The organism is Nonomuraea sp. NPDC050153 (genome assembly GCF_044460125.1).
Classification (GTDB): domain Bacteria; phylum Actinomycetota; class Actinomycetes; order Streptosporangiales; family Streptosporangiaceae; genus Nonomuraea.
The window spans coordinates 1-19,562 of record NZ_JBITJQ010000035.1; the positions used below are offsets into that span (position 1 = coordinate 1).

Genomic DNA, 19,562 nt, shown 5'->3' on the forward strand with positions numbered 1-19,562 from the left:
CGATCTCTACGTCACCAGCATCGACTCCTGACGCTGAGGCATGATCAGTCTCGGTCCGTCAACCCCGGAGAGACTTCCAGGCGGCACCACTTAGCTCCCCCACACCCACGCCGCCGCCGTTTCACGTGAAACACGCCACCTTTCCGGGTCGCGCGGCACAGAGGCTCCCATGTTTCACGTGAAACGCTCCCAGGGACTACTCAGACTCAAGGGCCGTCCCACGAGTGGATCCACCGAGACGGAGCCCTCTCAGCCGGACTGAGCGTCCCCTCGTTTCACGTGAAACATCGATCTGCCAAAGCAGGCCACCCCGCTGGTTTCACGTGAAACAGCGATCCGCGACAGGTCGGCGGTGACGGTTTCACGTGAAACAGCGTCAGTCTTCGGACTCCCGCATCGCGCGGACAGCCTCCGGCGCCATGGTGCCGATGATCCTCTCAAGGTCGTCGATCGTGGCGAACTCGACGACGATGCGCCCCTTCCGGCGTCCCAGATCCACCTTCACCTTGGTCTCGAAGTGATCCGAGAGACGGTCGGCGAGGTGGGTCAGCCCGGGGGCGATGGGCTTGGGCGCCTGGCGTTCGCGGGCGGGCTTCTTGGCCGCCTTGGCACTGCCCATCGCCACGATCTCCTCGACGGCCCGGACCGAGAGCAGCTCCGCGACGATCCGCTTGGCCAGTTCGATCTGCTCCTCAGGATCGCCGAGGCCGAGGAGAGCTCGAGCGTGACCGGCACTGATGACCCCGGCGGCCACCTTCTGCTGGACTTCGGGCGGGAGGTTCAGGAGGCGGAGGGTGTTGGTGATGTGGGAGCGGGAGCGGCCCACCTTCTGCGCCAGCTGATCGTGCGTCGCCTGGAAGTCGTCGAGGAGCTGTTGATAGGCGGCGGCCTCTTCGAGGGCGTTCAGCTGCTCGCGCTGAAGGTTCTCGATAAGGGCGTCCCGGAGGAGATCGGTGTCCTGGGTGTTGCGAACGATCGCCGGAACCGGATCCAGGCCGACCTGCTGGCACGCCCGCCAGCGCCGCTCCCCCATGATCAGCTCGTACTGACCGCCTCCGACGGACCGGACCACAATCGGCTGCAGGAGACCGACTTCCCGGATGGACGCCGCCAACTCCTCCAGGCGCTCCCCATCGAAGATCTCACGCGGCTGGCGTGGGTTGGGGACGATCGCGTCGAGCGCGACCTCCTTGAAGTACGCCCCAGCGATCGGCCTTGGGCCCGTCTCCCCCGTTGACCCGTTCGACGGGGGCGGAACCGTCCCCGTTCCGTCAACGATGGGACCGGTCGGGATGAGCGCCCCGAGCCCCTTGCCCAATCCCCGCCGCTGCTGACTCACTGCGTCTCCTCATCCACCCGGCCGATTCCGGTCACTCCAGGAGAGGTTACCGTCGTGCGCGCGGCGGGGCGCCCCCTCGCCACACACCGCCCGGTTCTATTTACACCGACTCGGTCACAAACCAACCCAACGACTGACTTGAGCCCATCCCGCGCTCACACGAGCGCGCTCACCCACGACCCGCCTTCATGCTCCCTCGGCATCTCCCTCCCGTGTTCGCCGGCACAGGGAACGCCCGCCAGCGAGATTCGCGCAGGAGCAGGGTAGATGATCGGCAAGCTGGGGCTCGTAGGACGAGAGGGATGGATGGAGCCACAGAGCTCGGTGGGCAGCACGCTCGATGGGCGACGCGCTCGATGGGCGACGCGCTCGATGGGCGACGCGCTCGATGGGCGACGCGCTCGATGGGCGACGCGCTCGATGGGCGACTTTGTGGGTGGGGTGAACGCATGGGTCGAGTGGATGCGCTGGCGCGTGGGTGGGGGCGAGGTGGCCGCCGGACCGCAAGGGGGAGGGTACCTGCGGCGGGGAAACGGTGGCGCAGGACCTGTGGCACAGCGGGCGGGTGGCGGGACTTCAGGACGTTGATGCGACTGTGGAGCGGCGGGACTGTCGGGTAGATGGGTCGGTGACCCTCTGAGACAGAAGCGCCGCGAGACGCCGAGATAGCAAGACGGCGACGCTGTCGTGAGGCCGGCCGTCTCTCTCGTCACATCGCCAGCTCGCCGCGCCACGCTCGCCGCGCCACGCTCGCCGCGCCACGCTCGCCGCATCGCGCCGTGGTCATCGCGCAGCGTCCTAATGTGCACGGCGATCGAGGCAGGGGCGCGGTGGGGGCAAGAGGAACTGGTGCGGCAGGAGGATCGTGAGCCCCTGACGCGGCGGCGCGGGACCGCGGCGCCGTGATCGAGCCGGTAACGCAGGAGGGCAGCGGAACGGCAGGGCGGCAAGGCAGTGGGACGGCGGAGCAGTAGGGCGGCGGGTTGGACAGCAGAACCGACCGCGTGCCGCCGCGCCGGCGTCTCGCTAGCCCACAGTCGCTCCCGGCATCTTGCGACCTGGCCGGCTCGCCGCATGCTGTCCCGCCGCATGCTGTCCCGCCGCATTCGCTTTCGCTATGTCAGTCGTCCCAGGGGCCGCCGCTCCCCTGTCTCGGGTGCCACGGGCGCGCCGTACCACCGAGACCATCGCACCCCCCGAGACCATCGGGCTGCCGAGATCATCGGGCCCCCGGAAGCACCATGCCCTGGAACCGTTGCTCCCCCGGCAACTGTCGCTCCCCCATCACGGCGTACTCCTGCCACGCTATGCCCCTCCAGGCCGCGCCCCCGTCACGCCGCGCCCCCGTCACGCCGCGATGGCCATGGCTTGCGTGTCCGTGCCGATTCGTCGTCTCAGGGGCGTTTGGGGCGCGATGGAGGCGACCTCCGCCACTCCGGAGAATCGCTCAAGTGGCTGTGGAGGGGCGTGTTTGGCATGGATTGGCCCGTTGGCTACTCGTGTCGAGGCGGGAGGAAGCGGAGCAGTGTGGAGCGGGTGGCGACCCGTTGGGGCGAGCCCGGCGGTGGGGGGTGTACGGCGGGATAGCGGTCTCTGCGGCGGAAGGAGAGCGCAGGGCCGGCTGAGGGCATGGCCGGCTGAGGGCGTGGCGGCCGCCGGGGAGGGCAGGGCGCCTGGTGTGCGGTCCTTGGTTGAGGAGGGTGGAGGGTTAGGCGACCGTGGTGCGGTGGGCGATCTCGCGGGCCGCGTCCATGTACGCCATCGCGCCGCTCGACCCCGGGTCGTACGTCATCACCGACTGCCCATAGCTGGGCGCCTCCGACAGGCGGACACTGCGGGGAATGACCGTGTTGAGCACCGTGTCGCCGAAGTGCGACCGGACCTCCTCCGCCACCTGAGAGGCCAGCCGGGTCCGCCCGTCGTACATCGTCAGGACGATGGTCGAGAGCTTCAGCGTGGGGTTCAGGTGCGCGCGGATCAGGTCGACGTTCCTGAGGAGCTGCCCGAGGCCCTCCAGGGCGTAGTACTCGCACTGGATCGGGATCATGACCTCTTCCGCCGCCACCAACGCGTTCACCGTCAGCAGGCCCAGCGACGGCGGGCAGTCGATCACGATGTAGTCCAGGTCGATCGCGTCATACGCCGCCAGCGCGCGCCGGAGGCGGGCCTCCCGGGCCACGAGCGAGACCAGCTCGATCTCCGCGCCGGCGAGGTCGATGGTGGCTGGGGCGCAATAGAGGTTCGGCATGTCGGGGACCTGCTTGACGATGTCCGCCATCGGGAGGTCGTCGACAAGAACCTGATAAACGTCCGGCACATCGCCGCGGTGCTCGGTGGCCAAGGCTGTGGAGGCGTTGCCCTGAGGGTCGAGGTCGACCACGAGGACGCGCTGGCCATGCATCGAGAGGGCAGCGGCAATGTTCACCGAGGTGGTGGTCTTGCCCACTCCCCCCTTCTGGTTCGCCACCGCGATCACCCTGGTCTTCGCCGGGCGCGGCCAGGTGCCGTCCCCGTCGCCGGGGGTCTGGGCGGCCGTCGGGGTTGCGGATGTTTCACGTGAAACCACTGAGCTGAGTGCCTCTCGTACCAACGGCGAATCACCGGGATTCAGGGGGGTCTGGGTCACGATGGCCATCCTTTCAACCAGTGGTGTGCCGGTGCCGGGAATTGACTGTCGCGACACGCCCATTTCGGGCCAGCCAACCCCGCTTGGACTCTCGGACGGACGGCTGTCCGGCCAGCCAAGACCGCTTGACGCGACTGGCACGACAGTCACCTCCTTCGTCGCCGCCTGGCTCGCTCCGGCGTGCGACCCGCTACCACCCGAACCAGTGTTGCAGGCGGCTCGACCTTACCGTGCCCGACGGTAACAAGCTCGGCCGTTCGTGCCCCGATGGCCCGCAATTGAGGCTCCGCCTCGGCGAGCTCCTCGGCGGCGCGCTCCCCCTTCATGGCGATCAGCTCGCCACCCTCGTGGAGCAGCGGCATCGCCCACTTCAGCAGACGGTCGAGCGGGGCCACCGCGCGGGCGCTGGCGACGTCGAACTCCCGCTTGCCCGCCAGCTCCTCCGCCCGGCCACGCAGCACCTCGACGTTGTCGAGCTTGAGCGTCTCGACGCACTCTTCCAGGAAGACAGTACGGCGAAGCAGCGGCTCCAGGAGCGTGACCTTGATGTCCTGCCGGACGATCGCCAGCACGAGCCCGGGAAGCCCGGCACCGGAGCCGATGTCCACCAGGTGCACGTCCGGGGGCACGGCCTCGGCCACGACCGCGCAGTTGAGCAGATGGCGATCCCAGATCCTGGGCACCTCACGCGGGCCCAGCAGCCCGCGGACCACGCCGGGCCCCGCCAGCAGCTGGGCGAACGCGTTCGCGCGTTCCCAAGCCTCCCCGGCGAAGACGTCCCGCGCTATGTCCGGCGGCGCCGGAAGCTCATCGCTCACTGGTAGGTGGCCCTTTCTGGGGCTGGTGGCCCTTGTTCGGTGGGAATCCGGATTGCGGGTGGTCTCTACCCAAGGCTAAAGGTGAGATCACAGTGGAAGACTAGCGGGCCGGTCTGAAGGCGACCTTTCAGCACGCCGCCGTCGGTGCGCCCCGGTCCGGATGGAGAACGTTAACAATGGGCATGCGCGCAAATATGCCGGTTGAGGCAGACGTACAGGGATAAAAGAGCATGAATGCGAAACGGCCGTCCACCACGCGTACGTGCGGGCAGACGGCCGGATCGGATGGCGTAACACCTCTCAGGCGGGCAGGACCACCACGTAGCGGTGTGGCTCTTCGCCCTCGGACTCGCTGCGGAGCCCGGCGGCCGCCACCGCGTCGTGGACGATCTTGCGCTCGAAGGGCGTCATCGCGTGCAGCGACTTGGGCTCGCTCCCGTCCCTGACCTGGTTGGCGACCTCGGTGCCGAGCTTGGTCAGCTCGGCCCTGCGGCGCTCGCGGTAGCCCCCGACGTCGAGCATCAGCCGGGAGCGCTCGCCGGTCTGCCGGTGCACGGCGAGGCGGGTCAGCTCCTGGAGCGCCTCCAGGACCTCTCCCGCGGGACCGACGAGCTCGTTGCCCTTGAGCCCCACGACGGAGACCATGGCGCGGTCGCCCTCCACGTCCATGTCGATATCGCCGTCGATGTCGGCGATGTCGAGAAGGCCCTCGACGTAGTCGGCAGCGATCTCGCCTTCCTGCTCCAGCGCGGATAGATCAGGAGCCTTCTCCTGCTCGGCCTCGGTCATGGCCGGCCTCTCCTTCATGTTCAAGACTTCTTGCTGCCGGTGCGCTTGCTGCGGGACTGGCGGCTCGGCTGCTGCCTAACGATCTTAGGCTCCGGCGGGGGCGGAGGCGCCTGCTCCTCGGGCGTGGTCTTGCGAAGCTTGGCGAACAGGCCAGGCTTGGTCTCGATGGGGAGCGCGTTGCCCTTGGCGTCGAACTGCGGCATCGGGTGCCGGCTGTAGAACCAGTGCTGCTGCCCCAGCGTCCACACGTTGGTGGTGACCCAGTAGAGGATCAGGCCCAGGGGGAAGTTCAGGCTGAAGAAGGCGAACAGCGGCGAGATGTACATCAGGATCTTCTGCTGCTGCGCCATGGGGTTGTCCGGCATCTGGGCCATCGAGCGGGTAACGCTCTGCCGGACGGTGAGGAACGTGGTGAGCGAGCTGATCGCCACGAAGATGGCGAGCACGACCTTGGTCTGTACGACCGTGGCGTCGAAGCCGACGATCTGCGCCTCGGACATGAAGAAGCTCGCGGGCAGCGGCGCACCGAAGATGTGGGCCGCCCTGGCGCTGTCGACCAGCTCCTGCGTCATGCCGTACTTCGCGTGGCCGTTCGCCATGTTCTGCAGCACCGTGAACATGGAGATGAAGATGGGGAACTGCGCGACGACAGGCAGGCAGCCACCGAGCGGGTTGGCGCCCGCTCCCTGGTAGAGCGCCATGACCTCTTGGTTCATGCGCTGCTTGTCGTTCTTGTAGCGCTTGCGCAGCTCCTGCACCTTGGGGGCGAGCTCCTGCATCTTCCGCGACGAGCGCATCTGCTTGAGGAAGAGCGGGAAGATCAGGATCCGCATGCAGACGGTCAGCGTGATGATCGTCAACGCCCACGTCAGGCCGCTGTCCGGGTTCAGGACCGTGCTGTACCCAGTGTGAATCCAGATAATGACATGGGCTACGGCTTCATACAGCCAGCTCAGCCAGGACAGCTCCACCGAGCTATCTCCCTTGCGTTTCGTGGGACCGGACCGGGCGTGGGGGCACCGGGTCTATACCTCCGGGATGGAATGGGTGGCACCGCCCGATGCGCCGGACAGTCAGCCATGTGCCGCGCAATGCTCCGTGCGTGGCGATCGCCTCGAGTCCATACGCACTGCACGATGGATAGAACCGGCAGCGCGGGCCGAGCATCGGGCTGATGAACGCCCGGTAGAACCGGATCGGGATGATCAGCGCCCGAGCGGCGAAGCTCGGCGTCACCCCTTGCGGCTGCTCCGTCATCTCTGTCCACCCGTCGAGGACTCGCGCCGCCTGAGCAAACGTTCCAGTGCGGAGTCGAGCTCGGCGGCCAGATGCTCGAATCGCGCGGACGCGGCCGGTGGATTGGCGCGTACCACCAGCAGGCTACCTCGCGGCAGCCGGTCAAGACGGTCCCGCATCAGGTGTCGGAGCCGTCGCTTGACCTTGTTCCGGGTCACAGCTCCGCCTACGGCCTTGCTCACCACGAAACCCACTCGAGGGGACTCTTCCCCTGAAGTGGCGAAATGCACAACCAGAGTCGGGCGACCTGCGCGTCTACCGCGCCTGACGGCCGCCTCGAACTCCTCCCCGCGCCGCATGCGGGATTGACGGGACAGCACCGTATATACGCCTAACGCCCGCCGGCTAGACGCACCGGCGGGCCACTGACGCGCGGAACGATCAGGCCGACAGCTTCTCGCGGCCCTTGCGGCGGCGAGCGGCGAGGATGGCACGACCGGCCCGGGTGCGCATCCGCAGCCGGAAGCCGTGGGTCTTCGCGCGGCGACGGTTGTTCGGCTGGAAAGTACGCTTGCTCACGGGTGGGCTCCAGGCTTGAAGGTGCGCCGCAAAGGCGCTGTACACACATGGATGGCCTGCCAGGGAAGCGAGGGCACGCGAAATAGCCGTCGCGTGACAAGCCGACCGTCGTACGTTACGGGGGAAGTACCCCTCAGGTCAAACTGGACGGGTTATCCACCTTTCCACAGGCGACTTTTCCACCGCCGCCCCGGCGTCCACAGTATGTGCACCCAGGTGCCACTAGGCTGTGGACAATGCCTTGAACACAGCTGTGCACATAGATACTGTCGGCCCTTCCGAACCTGCTAAAGGGCTGTGCACAACCTGTGGATCTCCTGTGGAGGGCCTGGGCACGAAGCCCGGCCGCCACGTTGTGGACGAACGGGCCGCCGATCACCGCGGGCGGCCGCGCATGTGGATAAACGATCGCGGGGGGCCGCGAGAGGAAGGAGGGGGAGCCGCACCATGAACGGTGTCGACCTCGGCACGGTATGGGCGAGGGCCCTGAGCAACTTCCTCAACGAGAACGTGCCGATCCAGCAGCGTACGTGGCTCGCGATGGTGCGCCCGATCGCGCTGGCGAACGACACGATCGTGCTCGGCGTCCCCAACGACTTCCTCAAGGACCTCATCGAGGGCAAACTGCGCCCGCTCGTGGCGCACGCGCTGTCACAGGAGCTCGGCCGGACCATGCGGCTGGCTGTGATGATCGACACAACGGCGCCCGAGCCGCCGTCCGTCGACTCTCATCAACAGCCTGTGACTCAGGGTTATCCCCAGAATGTGGAGAGTCAGCCGCGTTACCCACAGCCCGCGCCATCGCAGCACCAGCAGGCTTCGGAGCCTCCGCAGTTCTATTCTCCACAGCCTGAGCCGCCCCAGATATCCACCGAATATCCACAGCCAGGCTTCTCTTTTGAACAGGCGCAGTCGTACACACCGCCTGTGGAAAAGGAGCCGGAGCCGGCGCCGAACCGGTGGGAAGCGAAGAGCAACAAGCCCAGCGAACCGGCCAGGCTCAACCAGAAGTACACATTCGAGACATTCGTCATCGGGGCCAGCAACCGGTTCGCCCACGCGGCGGCCGTGGCGGTGGCCGAATCCCCCGCGAAGGCGTACAACCCGCTCTTCATCTACGGCGACTCGGGGCTGGGGAAGACGCACCTGCTGCACGCGATCGGGCACTACGCACAGAGCCTGTACGACGGCGCGCGGGTCAGGTACGTGAGCTCCGAGGAGTTCACCAACGACTTCATCAACAGCATCCGCGACCACAAGGCCGACGGCTTCCGCGGACGCTACCGGGCGATCGACATCCTGCTTGTGGACGACATCCAGTTCCTGGAGGGCAAGGAGCAGACCCAGGAGGAGTTCTTCCACACCTTCAACACGCTCCACAACGCCAACAAGCAGATCGTCATCTCCAGCGACCGTGCCCCCAAGCAGCTGACCACGCTGGAGGACCGGCTGCGCAACCGGTTCGAGTGGGGCCTGATCACCGATGTCCAGCCGCCCGAGCTGGAGACCCGGATCGCGATCCTCAGGAAGAAGGCCATCCAGGAGGGCCTGGCCGCGCCGCCCGAGGTGCTGGAGTACATCGCCAGCCGCATCTCCACCAACATCCGCGAGCTGGAGGGCGCCCTGATCAGGGTGACCGCGTTCGCCAGCCTCAACAGGCAGGGTGTGGATCTGCAGCTCGCCGAGGTGGTGCTCAAGGATCTGATCACCTCGGAGTCCGACACCGAGATCACCATCGCGGCGATCATGACCGAGACCGCCAACTACTTCGGCATCAGCATCGACGACCTGTGCGGCACCTCGCGCAGCCGCGCGCTCGTCAACGCCCGGCAGATCGCCATGTATCTGGCCCGCGAGCTGACCGAGCTGTCGCTGCCCAAGATCGGCCAGCAGTTCGGCCGCGACCACACCACGGTCATGCACGCCGAGCGGAAGATCCGCTCGCTCATCGCCGAGCGCCGGTCGATGTACAACCAGGTCAACGAGTTGACTTTGCGTATCAAGCGGACATCCCGCGGGGCCTGAACATCATGCACAGCCTGTGGAAAACACTGTGGATCTGCGGAAACGCCAAAACCCACCGGCTCTTCGCCACACAATGCCCGGAAAAATCCCCCACAGGGCCTGGGGACAACTCTGGGGACACCCTGGGGAGAACCTGGGGACTACTCGTGGATAACGTGTGGACGTCCTGTGAACAGGCGATCTGGGACTCCAGCCGTGTCCCTTTTACCCCGTGGACAACTTGTGGAAACCTCGTGGATAACCCGTGGACGAAGGCACCAAGATCTGGGGACAGCCTGTGTGCACAGAGTCTTCATCCCCAGGCGCGCGAGTTCTCCCCAGGCGTCACCCACACCCCCAGTGGATGAAAACAGGGCTGCTGACCAGCCAGAACGACGGTTGTCCACAGTTTCCACAGCCCCTAGTGTGATGACCTCTTATCTCTCTAACAAAGAAACTCAAGACCCATAGAGGGGTTCTCCCGGAGCTCAGGTGCGGGAGAGTGAACACTTGAATCAACGACGAACCCAGGAGGCCGATCACCGTGATGTTCCGAATCGAGCGAGACGTTCTCGCTGAGGCGGTGGCATGGACGGCACGCAGCCTCCCGGCGCGCCCGTCGGTGCCCGTGCTCGCCGGCATGCGTCTGGAGGTCACCGAGGCGCAGCAGCTGAAGTTGTCCGGATTCGACTACGAGGTCTCCGCCGAGGTGACGCTCGAACTCCAGACCGGTGAGGCAGGGGTCGTGCTGGTCTCGGGCAAGCTGCTCGCCGAGATCACCCGCGCGCTTCCTGCACAGCCTGTGGACTTCGTGGTGGACGGCGCCAAGGCGGTCGTCACCTGCGGCAGCGCTCGATTCACACTGCTGACCATGCCTGTGGAGGACTACCCGTCCCTCCCGGCCATGCCGCCGGCCGCTGGCCGGGTGGGCAGCGACGTGTTCGCCTCCGCCGTCGGCCAGGTCGCCGTCGCCGCGGGCCGGGACGACACGCTGCCGATGCTCACCGGCGTGCGGATGGAGATCGAGGGCGACACCGTGACGCTCGCCGCGACCGACCGCTACCGCCTTGCCGTACGCGAGCTGAAGTGGCAGCCGGGCCAGCCCGACTTCGCCGCCATCGCCATGATCCCCGGCAAGACCCTCGCCGACACCGCCAAGGCGCTCGGCACGACCGGCGCGGAGGTGGAGATCGCGCTCAGCTCGGCCGGCGGCACCGGCGAGGGCATGATCGGCTTCTCCAGCGCCGGACGGCGGACCACCACGCGGCTGCTGGACCCCGAGTTCCCCAAGTACCGGTCGCTGCTGCCGACGGAGTTCTCCGCCCGCGCGGACTTGTCCACAGGGTCGTTCGTGGAGGCGGTCAAGCGCGTCGCCCTGGTCGCCGAGCGCAACACCCCGGTGCGGCTGGCGTTCAAGAGCGGCGAGGTCGTGCTGGAGGCGGGCAGCGGCGACGAGGCCCAGGCCGTCGAGGCACTGCCTGTGGATTACGAGGGCGAGGACATGAACATCGCCTTCAACCACCAGTTCCTCCTCGAAGGACTGGGGGCCATCGACTCCGATGTCGCGCGACTTCAGATGACCACGTCGACGAAGCCCGCTATCCTCACCGGTGGCAAGCCTGTGGAGGACGGAGCCACCACGGACTACCGTTATCTGATCATGCCCATCCGCCTGTCAGGCTGATCCTGTCATCGGGGATGATGGAAGTCTGACAAGGGGGTAGGACAACATGCAGATCGGCATGGTCGGACTGGGCAAAATGGGCGGCAACATGGCCGAACGCCTGCGCCGCGGAGGCCACGACGTGGTCGGTTACGACCGCGATCCCGCGGTCAGCGACGTGGGCAGCCTCAAGGAGCTGGTCGAGCGCCTGCAGCAGCCGCGGGCGGTCTGGGTCATGGTCCCGGCCGGCAAGCCCACCCAGTCGACGGTCGACGATCTCCGTGAGCTGCTCGACCCCGGCGACATCGTCGTGGACGGCGGAAACTCCCACTATGTGGACGACCAGAAGCACGCCGCCGAGCTGGCCGGGAAGGGCATCGGCTTCGTCGACTGCGGCGTGAGCGGCGGCGTCTGGGGCCTCCAGAACGGCTACGCGCTCATGTGCGGCGGCGAGAAGGCCGATGTCGACCGGCTCATGCCGATCTTCGACACGCTCAAGCCCGAGGGCGAGGACGGCTTCGTGCACGCGGGCGACGTCGGCGCCGGGCACTTCGCGAAGATGGTCCACAACGGCATCGAGTACGGCATGATGCAGGCGTTCGCGGAGGGCTGGGAGCTGCTCGAAGCCTCCGACGTCGTCAAGGACGTCAAGGGCTCGTTCCAGAGCTGGCGCACCGGCACCGTGATCCGTTCCTGGCTGCTCGACCTGATGGTGCGGGCGCTGGACGACGACGAGCACCTCGAGCAGCTCCGAGGTTATGCACAGGACTCCGGCGAGGGCCGGTGGACGGTGCAGGCGGCTGTGGACCACGCGGTGCCGCTGCCGGTCATCACCGCCGCGCTGTTCGCCAGGTTCGCCTCGCGGCAGGACGACTCGCCCGCGATGAAGGTGGTCGCGGCGCTGCGCAACCAGTTCGGCGGCCACGCGACCACCTCCTCGGAGGGCAGCACCGGCAAGGGGGCCGACGCCCCGGGCGCCGACGTGATCCCGCCGCGCGAGACCGAGCGTCGGTGACCACAGGCATCCCTGAGGCGCACTAACCTCGTGGGGTGTATGTCGCCCACCTCTCGCTGACCGACTTCAGGTCGTACGCGTCCGTGGAGCTCGGCCTGGAGCCGGGCGTCACGGCGTTCGTGGGGCCCAACGGCCAGGGCAAGACCAACCTGGTCGAGGCCCTCGGCTACGTCGCGACGCACTCCAGCCATCGGGTGTCGAGCGACGCGCCGCTCGTGCGCAGGGGCGCCACGCGGGCGATCGTGCGCTGCGCCGTCCACAGGGAGGACCGCCGGGCGCTGGTCGAGCTGGAGATCAACCCGGGGCGGGCCAACCGGGCCAGGCTCAACCGCTCCCCCGTGTCCAGAGCCCGCGACGTCGTCGGCCTGCTGCGTACGGTGCTGTTCGCCCCCGAGGACCTGTCGCTGTCCAAGGGCGACCCGGCCGAGCGGCGCCGTTTCCTCGACGACCTGCTGGTGGCCAGGACGCCCAGGTTCGCCGGTGTCCGGGCCGACTACGACCGGGTGCTCAAGCAGCGCGGCGCGCTCCTGCGTACGGCCGCGCAGGCCCGCAAGGGCAGCAGGAGCGCCAGACGGGCCGAGAGTGACAGTGGGTTCTCCGCGGCCGGCGCGGGCGACGTGCTGAGCACTCTGGAGGTGTGGGACGCCCACCTCGCCAGGCACGGCGCGGAGCTGCTGGGGGCCCGGCTGGAGCTCGTCGAGGCGCTGCGCCCGCTGGTGGCCGGCTCCTACTCCGCGCTCGCCCCCGGGAGCGCCCCCGCGACGCTGGCCTACCGCAGCACGTTGTCCACAGGTGGGGATACCGACGAGGGTGTCCAGGACGACGAAGCCGCCGGTGAGCGGGGATCTTTCGATACACAGACGTTATCCACAGACTTGGGGAAAACCCTTGAACAACGGCTGCGAGAGCGGCTATTGGAGGTCCGCTCAGCGGAGCTCGAACGCGGCGTCACGCTCGTCGGCCCGCACCGCGACGACCTGATCCTCGGCCTGGGCGACCTGCCCGCCCGGGGCTACGCCAGCCATGGCGAGTCCTGGTCGTTCGCGCTGGCGCTGCGGCTGGCGGCGTACGACCTGCTGCGGGCCGACGGCGGCGACCCCGTGCTGATCCTCGACGACGTGTTCGCGGAGCTCGACAGCCAGCGCAGGCGGCGGCTGGCCGAGATCGTCGCGCCCGCCGAGCAGGTGCTCATCACCGCCGCCGTGCCGGACGACGTGCCCGCGGAGCTGGTGGGGGGCCGGTTCGACGTGGTGGAAGGGAGCGTGACCCGTGTCCGCTGACGACAATCCCGCGGCCAGGGGGGCCGCGATGGCCAGGGAGAAGCTCGCCCAGGCCAAGGCCGACGCCGCCAAGCGCGGCCAGCTCCCCCGGCGCGAGCCCAGGCGCAAGGCGGCGGGGCCGCGCAGGGAAGGCGGCGATCCACAGCTTTTCGGACGCGCCATCGCCGACCTCCTGGCCGATCGCGGCTGGGAGCGTTCGGCGGCGGTCGGCGGGGTGTTCGGGCGCTGGATCGACATCGTGGGCCCTGACCTGGCCGCGCACACCAAGCCCGAGTCGTTCGAGGACGGCGAGGTGCTGATCGCGGCCGACTCCACGGCCTGGGCGACGCAGGTGCGGCTGCTCGCCCGCACCCTCGTACGCAGGCTCAACGAGGAGCTCGGCGACGGCACGGTCACAAAGGTCAAGGTCAGAGGCCCGCAGAATGCGCCCCGGCCGACAGGCGGGTTGCGGGTGACCGGAAGCCGGGGCCCGGGCGACACCTATGGATAGCCGCGTCCGGCGGCCGCCCGCACCAGCTGCGGAGGGCCTCGGCCAGCGGCAGCGCTTTTGCCGCTGCGGTTAGCCCCATGGGGCGATCAGAAAGCCACAGACGCGATAAGCCCCCTTTCCGAAGGGGGGATGCTTACCAGGGGGCAAAACGAGCTAGGGGCCATCACAGCCGCGTTCCTTGCCACCTTCGGGCTCCGGACCCGGTAGACTGAAGTCGGATTCCGGACACGTCCGCTTGCGTGTCACCCCGGCGGTAAGCCGACTCTCCTGGGTGACCGCGCATCGGGGCACTCACGACGGTGACGGGCACGGTAGGGGCAGCTTTCGCAGGTCGATGGCCTCCCCCGCCGCGTGTCCGCGGCAGGAGGATTTCGCAGTTGTCCTACGACGCTAGCTCTATCACCGTACTCGAGGGGCTTGAGGCGGTTCGCAAGCGCCCGGGTATGTATATCGGGTCGACCGGTGAGCGCGGCCTGCACCACCTCGTCTACGAGATTGTGGACAACGCGGTGGACGAGGCCCTCGCCGGCTATGCCACCAGGATCGACATCACGCTCATGGCCGACAACGGCGTACGCGTGATCGACGACGGCCGCGGCATCCCCACGGGCATCCACCCTGTGGAAAAGCGCTCGGCCGTGGAGGTCGTGCTGACCACGCTCCACGCGGGCGGCAAGTTCGACAGCCAGTCCTACGCGGTCTCCGGCGGTCTGCACGGCGTCGGCTCGGCCGTCGTCAACGCGCTGTCCACAGCCATGGACGTCGAGGTCAAGCAGAACGGCCACTACTGGCGCCAGCGCTACGAGCACTCCAAACCCGTCGCGCCGCTGGCCAAGGGCGAGGAGACCGGCGAGACCGGCACCACGATCGCGTTCTGGCCGGACGCCGAGATCTTCGAGACCACCGCCTGGAACTATGAGACGCTCTCGCGCCGCTTCCAGGAGATGGCCTTCCTCAACAAGGGCCTGACGATCACGCTCACCGACGAGCGCCCCGACCACGTCAACGGCGAGGCGCACACCGTCACCTACTGCTACGAGGGCGGTCTGGCCGACTTCGTCCAGCACCTCAACACCAAGAAGGAGCCGGCGCACGCGTCGATCATCTCCTTCGAGGAGGAGGGCGACGGCATCGCGGTCGAGATCGCCATGCAGTGGAACAACTCCTACTCCGAGTCGGTCTACACCTTCGCCAACACGATCAACACGGCCGAGGGCGGCACCCACGAGGAGGGTTTCCGCGCCGCGCTGACGACGATCGTCAACCGCTACGCGCGCGAGCAGAAGTTCCTCAAGGAGGGCAAGGACGACAACCTCAGCGGTGAGGACGTCCGCGAGGGCCTGACCGCGATCATCTCGGTCAAGCTGTCCGACCCGCAGTTCGAGGGCCAGACCAAGACCAAGCTGGGCAACACCGAGGCCAAGTCGTTCGTGCAGAAGGCCTGCAACGACCACCTGCGCGACTGGTTCGAGCGCAACCCCGGCGAGGCCAAGGACATCATCAACAAGTCGCTGCAGGCCTCGCGCGCCCGCATCGCCGCCCGCCAGGCCCGCGACCTGACCAGGCGCAAGTCGCTGCTCGAGTCGGGCAGCGGCCTGCCGGGCAAGCTGGCCGACTGCCAGTGGAACGACCCGGAGAGGTGCGAGCTGTTCATCGTCGAGGGTGACTCGGCGGGCGGCTCGGCCAAGGGCGGCCGCGACTCGCGCTTCCAGGCGATCCTGCCCATCCGCGGCAAGATCCTCAACGTCGAGAAGGCGCGGATCGACAAGGTCCTGAAGAACAACGAGGTCCAGGCGCTGATCACCGCCCTGGGCACCGGCGTGCACGACGAGTTCGACATCGCCAAGCTGCGCTACCACAAGGTCATCCTCATGGCCGACGCCGACGTCGACGGCCAGCACATCAACACGCTGCTGCTGACGCTGCTGTTCCGGTTCATGAGGCCGCTGATCGAGGCCGGCCACGTCTACCTGTCGTGCCCGCCGCTGTACAAGATCAAGTGGGACCGCAAGGGCGAGGACGCCTCCTACGCGTACTCCGACGCCGAGCGCGACGCGGTCATCGCCGAGGGGATCGCGAACGGCAAGGCCGACCCGCGGCCGCGGGACAACGTCCAGCGCTTCAAGGGCCTCGGCGAGATGAACGCGGCCCAGCTCTGGGAGACCACGATGAACCCGGAGACCCGGCTGCTGCGCCTGGTCACGCTCGACGACGCGGCGCAGGCCGACGACCTGTTCAGCGTGCTCATGGGCGAGGACGTGGAAGCCCGGCGCGACTTCATCATCCGCAACGCGCGCGACGTCCGCTTCCTCGACGTTTAGCCAGAAAAAGGATCATCACCTGTGACGGACGTGAACACCACTCCCCCGGCTGAGCGCATCGAACCTGTGGACATCCAGTCCGAGATGCAGCGCAGTTACATGGACTACGCGATGTCGGTCATCGTGTCCAGGGCGCTGCCGGATGTCCGCGACGGTCTCAAACCGGTCCACCGGCGAGTGCTCTACGCGATGTACGACGGTGGCTACCGTCCCGACCGCGGCTACTTCAAGTGCGCCCGCGTCGTCGGTGACGTGATGGGCACCTACCACCCCCACGGCGACACCTCGATCTACGACGCGCTGGTCCGCCTGGCGCAGCCGTGGTCGCTGCGATACCCGCTGGTCGACGGGCAGGGCAACTTCGGCTCGCCCGGCAACGACCCGGCGGCGGCGATGCGCTACACCGAGTGCAAGCTCGCGCCCATCGCCATGGAGATGCTGCGCGACATCGACAAGGACACCGTCGACTTCCGCCCCAACTACGACGGCAAGTCGCAGGAGCCCGACGTCCTGCCGGCGCGCTTCCCGCAGCTGCTGGTCAACGGCTCGGGCGGCATCGCCGTCGGCATGGCCACCAACATCCCGCCGCACAACCTGCGCGAGGTCGCCTCGGCGGTCAAGTGGGCCCTGGAGAACCCCGAGGCCGGTGACGAGGAGCTGCTCGAGGCCTCGATCAGGCTGGTCAAGGGGCCCGACTTCCCCACCAAGGCGCTGATCGTCGGGCGGCGGGGCATCGAGGACGCCTACCGCACCGGGCGCGGCTCGATCACCATGCGGGCCGTGGTCGAGGTGGAGGAGGACAAGGGGCGGCAGGCGCTCGTCGTCACGGAGCTGCCGTACCAGGTCAACCCCGACAACCTCGCGCTCAAGATCGCCGAGCTGGTGCGCGAGGGCAAGCTGACCGGCATCGCCGACGTACGCGACGAGAGCTCCTCGCGGGTCGGGCAGCGCCTGGTGATCGTGCTCAAGCGCGACGCGGTCGCCAAGGTCGTCCTCAACAACCTGTACAAGCACACCCAGCTCCAGGACACCTTCGGCGCCAACATGCTGGCGCTGGTCGACGGGGTGCCGCGCACGCTGCGGCTCGACCAGTTCATCCGGCACTACGTCGCGCACCAGATCGAGGTCATCGTCCGCCGGACGCGCTACCTCCTGCGCAAGGCCGAGGAGCGCGCCCACATCCTGCGCGGCCTGCTGAAGGCCCTTGAGCGGCTCGACGACGTCATCGCTCTCATCCGGGCCTCGGAGTCCGCCTCGCACGCCCAGCAGGGCCTCATGGCGCTGCTGGAGATCGACGAGGTGCAGGCGCAGGCCATCCTCGACATGCAGCTGCGCAAGCTGGCCGCCCTGGAGCGGCAGGCCATCCAGGACGAGTACGACTCCCTGATGACGCAGATCGCCGAGTACAACGCGATCCTGGCCAGCGAGTCCCGCCAGCGCGAGATCATCAACGAGGAGCTCGCCGAGATCGTCGGCCGCTACGGCGACGACCGGCAGACCGAGATCATCGCCTACGACGGCGACATGTCGATCGAGGACCTCATCGCCGAGGACGAGATCGTCGTCACGATCACCCGGGGCGGCTACGCCAAGCGCACGCGTACCGACCTCTACCGGGCGCAGAAGCGCGGTGGCAAGGGTGTGCGCGGCGCCCAGCTGCGCCAGGACGACCTCGTCGACCACTTCTTCGTCACCACGACGCATCACTGGCTGCTGTTCTTCACGAACAAGGGCCGGGTCTACCGGGTCAAGGCGTACGAGCTGCCGGACGCCGGGCGCGACGCGCGTGGCATGCATCTCGCGAACCTTTTGGCGATGCAGCCCGACGAAACAGTTATGGAGGTTCTCGACCTACGCGACTACGACGTCGCGCCCTATCTCGTGCTCGCCACCCGCAGCGGGCTGGTCAAGAAGACCCGCCTGTCCGAGTACGACTCCCCCAGGTCCGGTGGCCTGATCGCGATCAACCTGCGGGACGACGACGAGGTCATCGGGGCCCGCCTGGTCTCCGAGAACGACGACCTGCTGCTGGTCTCCAAGGGTGCCCAGTCGATCAGGTTCACCGCTTCCGACGATGCGCTGCGGCCCATGGGGCGCGCGACCAGCGGTGTGATCGGCATGAGGTTCCTCGATGGTGACGAGCTTCTCGCCATGAATCGGCTCGCCGACGGTCAAGATGTGCTTATCGCCACGGAGGGTGGGTACGCAAAACGGACGCCAGTGGAGCAGTATCCAGTTCAAGGACGTGGCGGTAGGGGCGTGCTTACTGCGAAAATCGTGTCTTCCCGTGGCAAGCTGGTCGGTGCCGTCATGGTCAACCCAGAGGACGAGGTCTTCGCGATCACGTTCGCCGGCGGGGTGATCCGGACGAGTGCCGGTGAGATCAAGCAGTCCGGCCGCCAGACCATGGGAGTGCGATTGATGAATCTCGCTGAAGGCGACAGCGTGGTGGCCCTCGCCCGGAACGCTGAGTCGATGGAGACTTCGGTGGAGACTGAGGAAGACGGGGGAGGAGAGTAGTTCATGAGCGCCCAGGGTGGCACCGCCAGGACGAAGGCGGCTTCGGGTAACGGACAACAGCCGAAGAAGCCCACCGAAACCGAGATCTTCGGCGCGGTCGACGACGGCAAGGACACGTCGCCCGCGCAGGGCAAGCCAGGCCCGCCCAAGGAGGAGTCGCGGTCGACGGCCCCCGCGCCGTCACCCACGCCCACGCCTGGCCCCGTTCCCGGCCTTGGCTCCGGTCCTGGCCCTGGCGGCCCTGGCCCGGGCCCGGGTTCCGGTCCTGGACCGCAGCAGGCGCCTCCGGAGGGCAGCGACACGGTCCGCGTCCGTCCGTCGCTCGCCACCGAGGCCCCGCCCGCCCTCGAACTGCCCAAGAAGAAGTCGTCGAACTCCTCGGGGTCCCGGCTCCCCCGCAAGGCCCACCTGGTCCTGCGCCGTGTCGAGCCGTGGTCGGCCATGAAGTTCAGCTTCGTGGTGTCCCTGGTCTGCTTCGTGGTGCTGTTCGTGGCGGTGGCCGTCCTGTACGGCGTGCTGTCGGCCCTGGGCGTGTTCGACTCGCTGGTCGACCTGGTCAACCAGCTCGGCCAGGGGGAGCAGGGGCAGAGCTCCATCCCCATCAACATCGCCTCCTGGTTCGAGCCGGTGCGGATCCTCGGCTACACGGCGCTGATCGGCGCCGTGAACGTCGTACTGATCACGGCCCTGTCCACGTTGGGGGCGGTCATCTACAACATCGCCTCTGACCTGGTCGGGGGCGTCGAGGTGACCTTCAGCGAAGCCGAGTAGACGTGGCGCTCGCGCCGTCCTCATGGGCGGGGACGGCGCGAGCAGCACGCTGGAGGCGGTAAGCTTTTCCTCGTCCGAACAACCGGTTCGCCTCCGTCCTGCGGATGCGAT

The 19,562-nt window shown here is 67.7% G+C and carries 16 protein-coding genes; 8 read left to right on the forward strand and 8 right to left on the reverse strand.

Annotated features, from left to right (window positions below; genetic code table 11):
* Window positions 1-376: 376 nt before the first annotated feature.
* The 8 genes from ACIBQ1_RS49715 to rpmH form a co-directional block, all read right to left on the reverse strand.
* Window positions 377-1,339, reverse strand: coding sequence for a ParB/RepB/Spo0J family partition protein (locus ACIBQ1_RS49715; protein WP_397288890.1), 963 nt, complete (start codon window positions 1,337-1,339; stop codon window positions 377-379).
* 1,708 nt (window positions 1,340-3,047) lie between these two features.
* Complete coding sequence (locus tag ACIBQ1_RS49720; protein ID WP_397289109.1) at window positions 3,048-3,974, reverse strand: ParA family protein; 927 nt, start codon at window positions 3,972-3,974, stop codon at window positions 3,048-3,050.
* Between the two features lie 137 nt (window positions 3,975-4,111).
* On the reverse strand, window positions 4,112-4,783 hold the full coding sequence (rsmG, locus tag ACIBQ1_RS49725; RefSeq protein ID WP_397288892.1) for a 16S rRNA (guanine(527)-N(7))-methyltransferase RsmG: 672 nt from the start codon (window positions 4,781-4,783) through the stop codon (window positions 4,112-4,114).
* Between the two features lie 300 nt (window positions 4,784-5,083).
* Window positions 5,084-5,572 carry a protein jag gene (locus ACIBQ1_RS49730; RefSeq protein ID WP_397289111.1) on the reverse strand — a complete coding sequence of 163 codons (489 nt, stop codon included), beginning with the start codon at window positions 5,570-5,572 and terminating at the stop codon, window positions 5,084-5,086.
* A gap of 20 nt (window positions 5,573-5,592) precedes the next feature.
* Window positions 5,593-6,543, reverse strand: a complete 951-nt coding sequence (gene yidC / locus ACIBQ1_RS49735; protein WP_397288894.1) for a membrane protein insertase YidC — start codon at window positions 6,541-6,543, stop codon at window positions 5,593-5,595.
* Window positions 6,544-6,547: 4 nt separating this feature from the next.
* A complete protein-coding gene (gene yidD, locus ACIBQ1_RS49740; protein WP_349447690.1) occupies window positions 6,548-6,829 on the reverse strand; it encodes a membrane protein insertion efficiency factor YidD in 282 nt (93 codons plus the stop codon).
* Window positions 6,826-7,302, reverse strand: a complete 477-nt coding sequence (rnpA, locus tag ACIBQ1_RS49745) for a ribonuclease P protein component (protein WP_397288896.1) — start codon at window positions 7,300-7,302, stop codon at window positions 6,826-6,828. The genes yidD and rnpA overlap by 4 nt, the downstream gene beginning before the upstream one ends.
* Complete coding sequence (gene rpmH, locus ACIBQ1_RS49750; protein WP_043614899.1) at window positions 7,250-7,387, reverse strand: 50S ribosomal protein L34; 138 nt, start codon at window positions 7,385-7,387, stop codon at window positions 7,250-7,252. The genes rnpA and rpmH overlap by 53 nt, the downstream gene beginning before the upstream one ends.
* 447 nt (window positions 7,388-7,834) lie before the next feature.
* Between rpmH and dnaA the strand changes: the two genes are divergently transcribed.
* From dnaA to ACIBQ1_RS49790, 8 genes are all read left to right on the forward strand, one after another.
* The gene (gene dnaA, locus ACIBQ1_RS49755) at window positions 7,835-9,412 is read left to right on the forward strand and encodes a chromosomal replication initiator protein DnaA (RefSeq protein ID WP_397288898.1); all 1,578 of its coding nucleotides are present in this window, start codon (window positions 7,835-7,837) and stop codon (window positions 9,410-9,412) included.
* Window positions 9,413-9,935: 523 nt separating this feature from the next.
* Window positions 9,936-11,075, forward strand: a complete 1,140-nt coding sequence (gene dnaN / locus ACIBQ1_RS49760) for a DNA polymerase III subunit beta (protein ID WP_397288900.1) — start codon at window positions 9,936-9,938, stop codon at window positions 11,073-11,075.
* Window positions 11,076-11,121: 46 nt separating this feature from the next.
* Window positions 11,122-12,069, forward strand: a complete 948-nt coding sequence (gnd, locus tag ACIBQ1_RS49765) for a phosphogluconate dehydrogenase (NAD(+)-dependent, decarboxylating) (RefSeq protein ID WP_397288902.1) — start codon at window positions 11,122-11,124, stop codon at window positions 12,067-12,069.
* 35 nt (window positions 12,070-12,104) lie between these two features.
* Window positions 12,105-13,349 (forward strand): DNA replication/repair protein RecF, encoded by a 1,245-nt coding sequence (recF, locus tag ACIBQ1_RS49770; protein ID WP_397288904.1) that lies wholly within the window; start codon window positions 12,105-12,107, stop codon window positions 13,347-13,349.
* Window positions 13,339-13,839, forward strand: coding sequence for a DUF721 domain-containing protein (locus ACIBQ1_RS49775; RefSeq protein WP_397288906.1), 501 nt, complete (start codon window positions 13,339-13,341; stop codon window positions 13,837-13,839). Before recF ends, ACIBQ1_RS49775 begins: the two co-directional genes overlap by 11 nt.
* A 377-nt stretch (window positions 13,840-14,216) precedes the next feature.
* Window positions 14,217-16,160 (forward strand): DNA topoisomerase (ATP-hydrolyzing) subunit B, encoded by a 1,944-nt coding sequence (gene gyrB, locus ACIBQ1_RS49780; protein ID WP_397288908.1) that lies wholly within the window; start codon window positions 14,217-14,219, stop codon window positions 16,158-16,160.
* A gap of 21 nt (window positions 16,161-16,181) precedes the next feature.
* Window positions 16,182-18,680: a DNA gyrase subunit A gene (gene gyrA, locus ACIBQ1_RS49785; protein ID WP_397288910.1), complete on the forward strand. Its 2,499-nt coding sequence runs from the start codon at window positions 16,182-16,184 to the stop codon at window positions 18,678-18,680.
* A gap of 3 nt (window positions 18,681-18,683) precedes the next feature.
* Window positions 18,684-19,451: a DUF3566 domain-containing protein gene (locus tag ACIBQ1_RS49790; protein ID WP_397288912.1), complete on the forward strand. Its 768-nt coding sequence runs from the start codon at window positions 18,684-18,686 to the stop codon at window positions 19,449-19,451.
* Window positions 19,452-19,562: the final 111 nt, after the last annotated feature.

Coding starts and splice junctions, on each gene's coding strand:
- ACIBQ1_RS49720 (WP_397289109.1), bottom strand. CDS start 3,974: ATGGCCATCGTGACCCAGACCCCCCTGAATCCCGGTGATTCGCCGTTG.
- ACIBQ1_RS49730 (WP_397289111.1), bottom strand. CDS start 5,572: ATGACCGAGGCCGAGCAGGAGAAGGCTCCTGATCTATCCGCGCTGGAG.
- yidD (WP_349447690.1), bottom strand. CDS start 6,829: ATGACGGAGCAGCCGCAAGGGGTGACGCCGAGCTTCGCCGCTCGGGCG.
- dnaA (WP_397288898.1), top strand. CDS start 7,835: ATGAACGGTGTCGACCTCGGCACGGTATGGGCGAGGGCCCTGAGCAAC.
- gnd (WP_397288902.1), top strand. CDS start 11,122: ATGCAGATCGGCATGGTCGGACTGGGCAAAATGGGCGGCAACATGGCC.
- ACIBQ1_RS49790 (WP_397288912.1), top strand. CDS start 18,684: ATGAGCGCCCAGGGTGGCACCGCCAGGACGAAGGCGGCTTCGGGTAAC.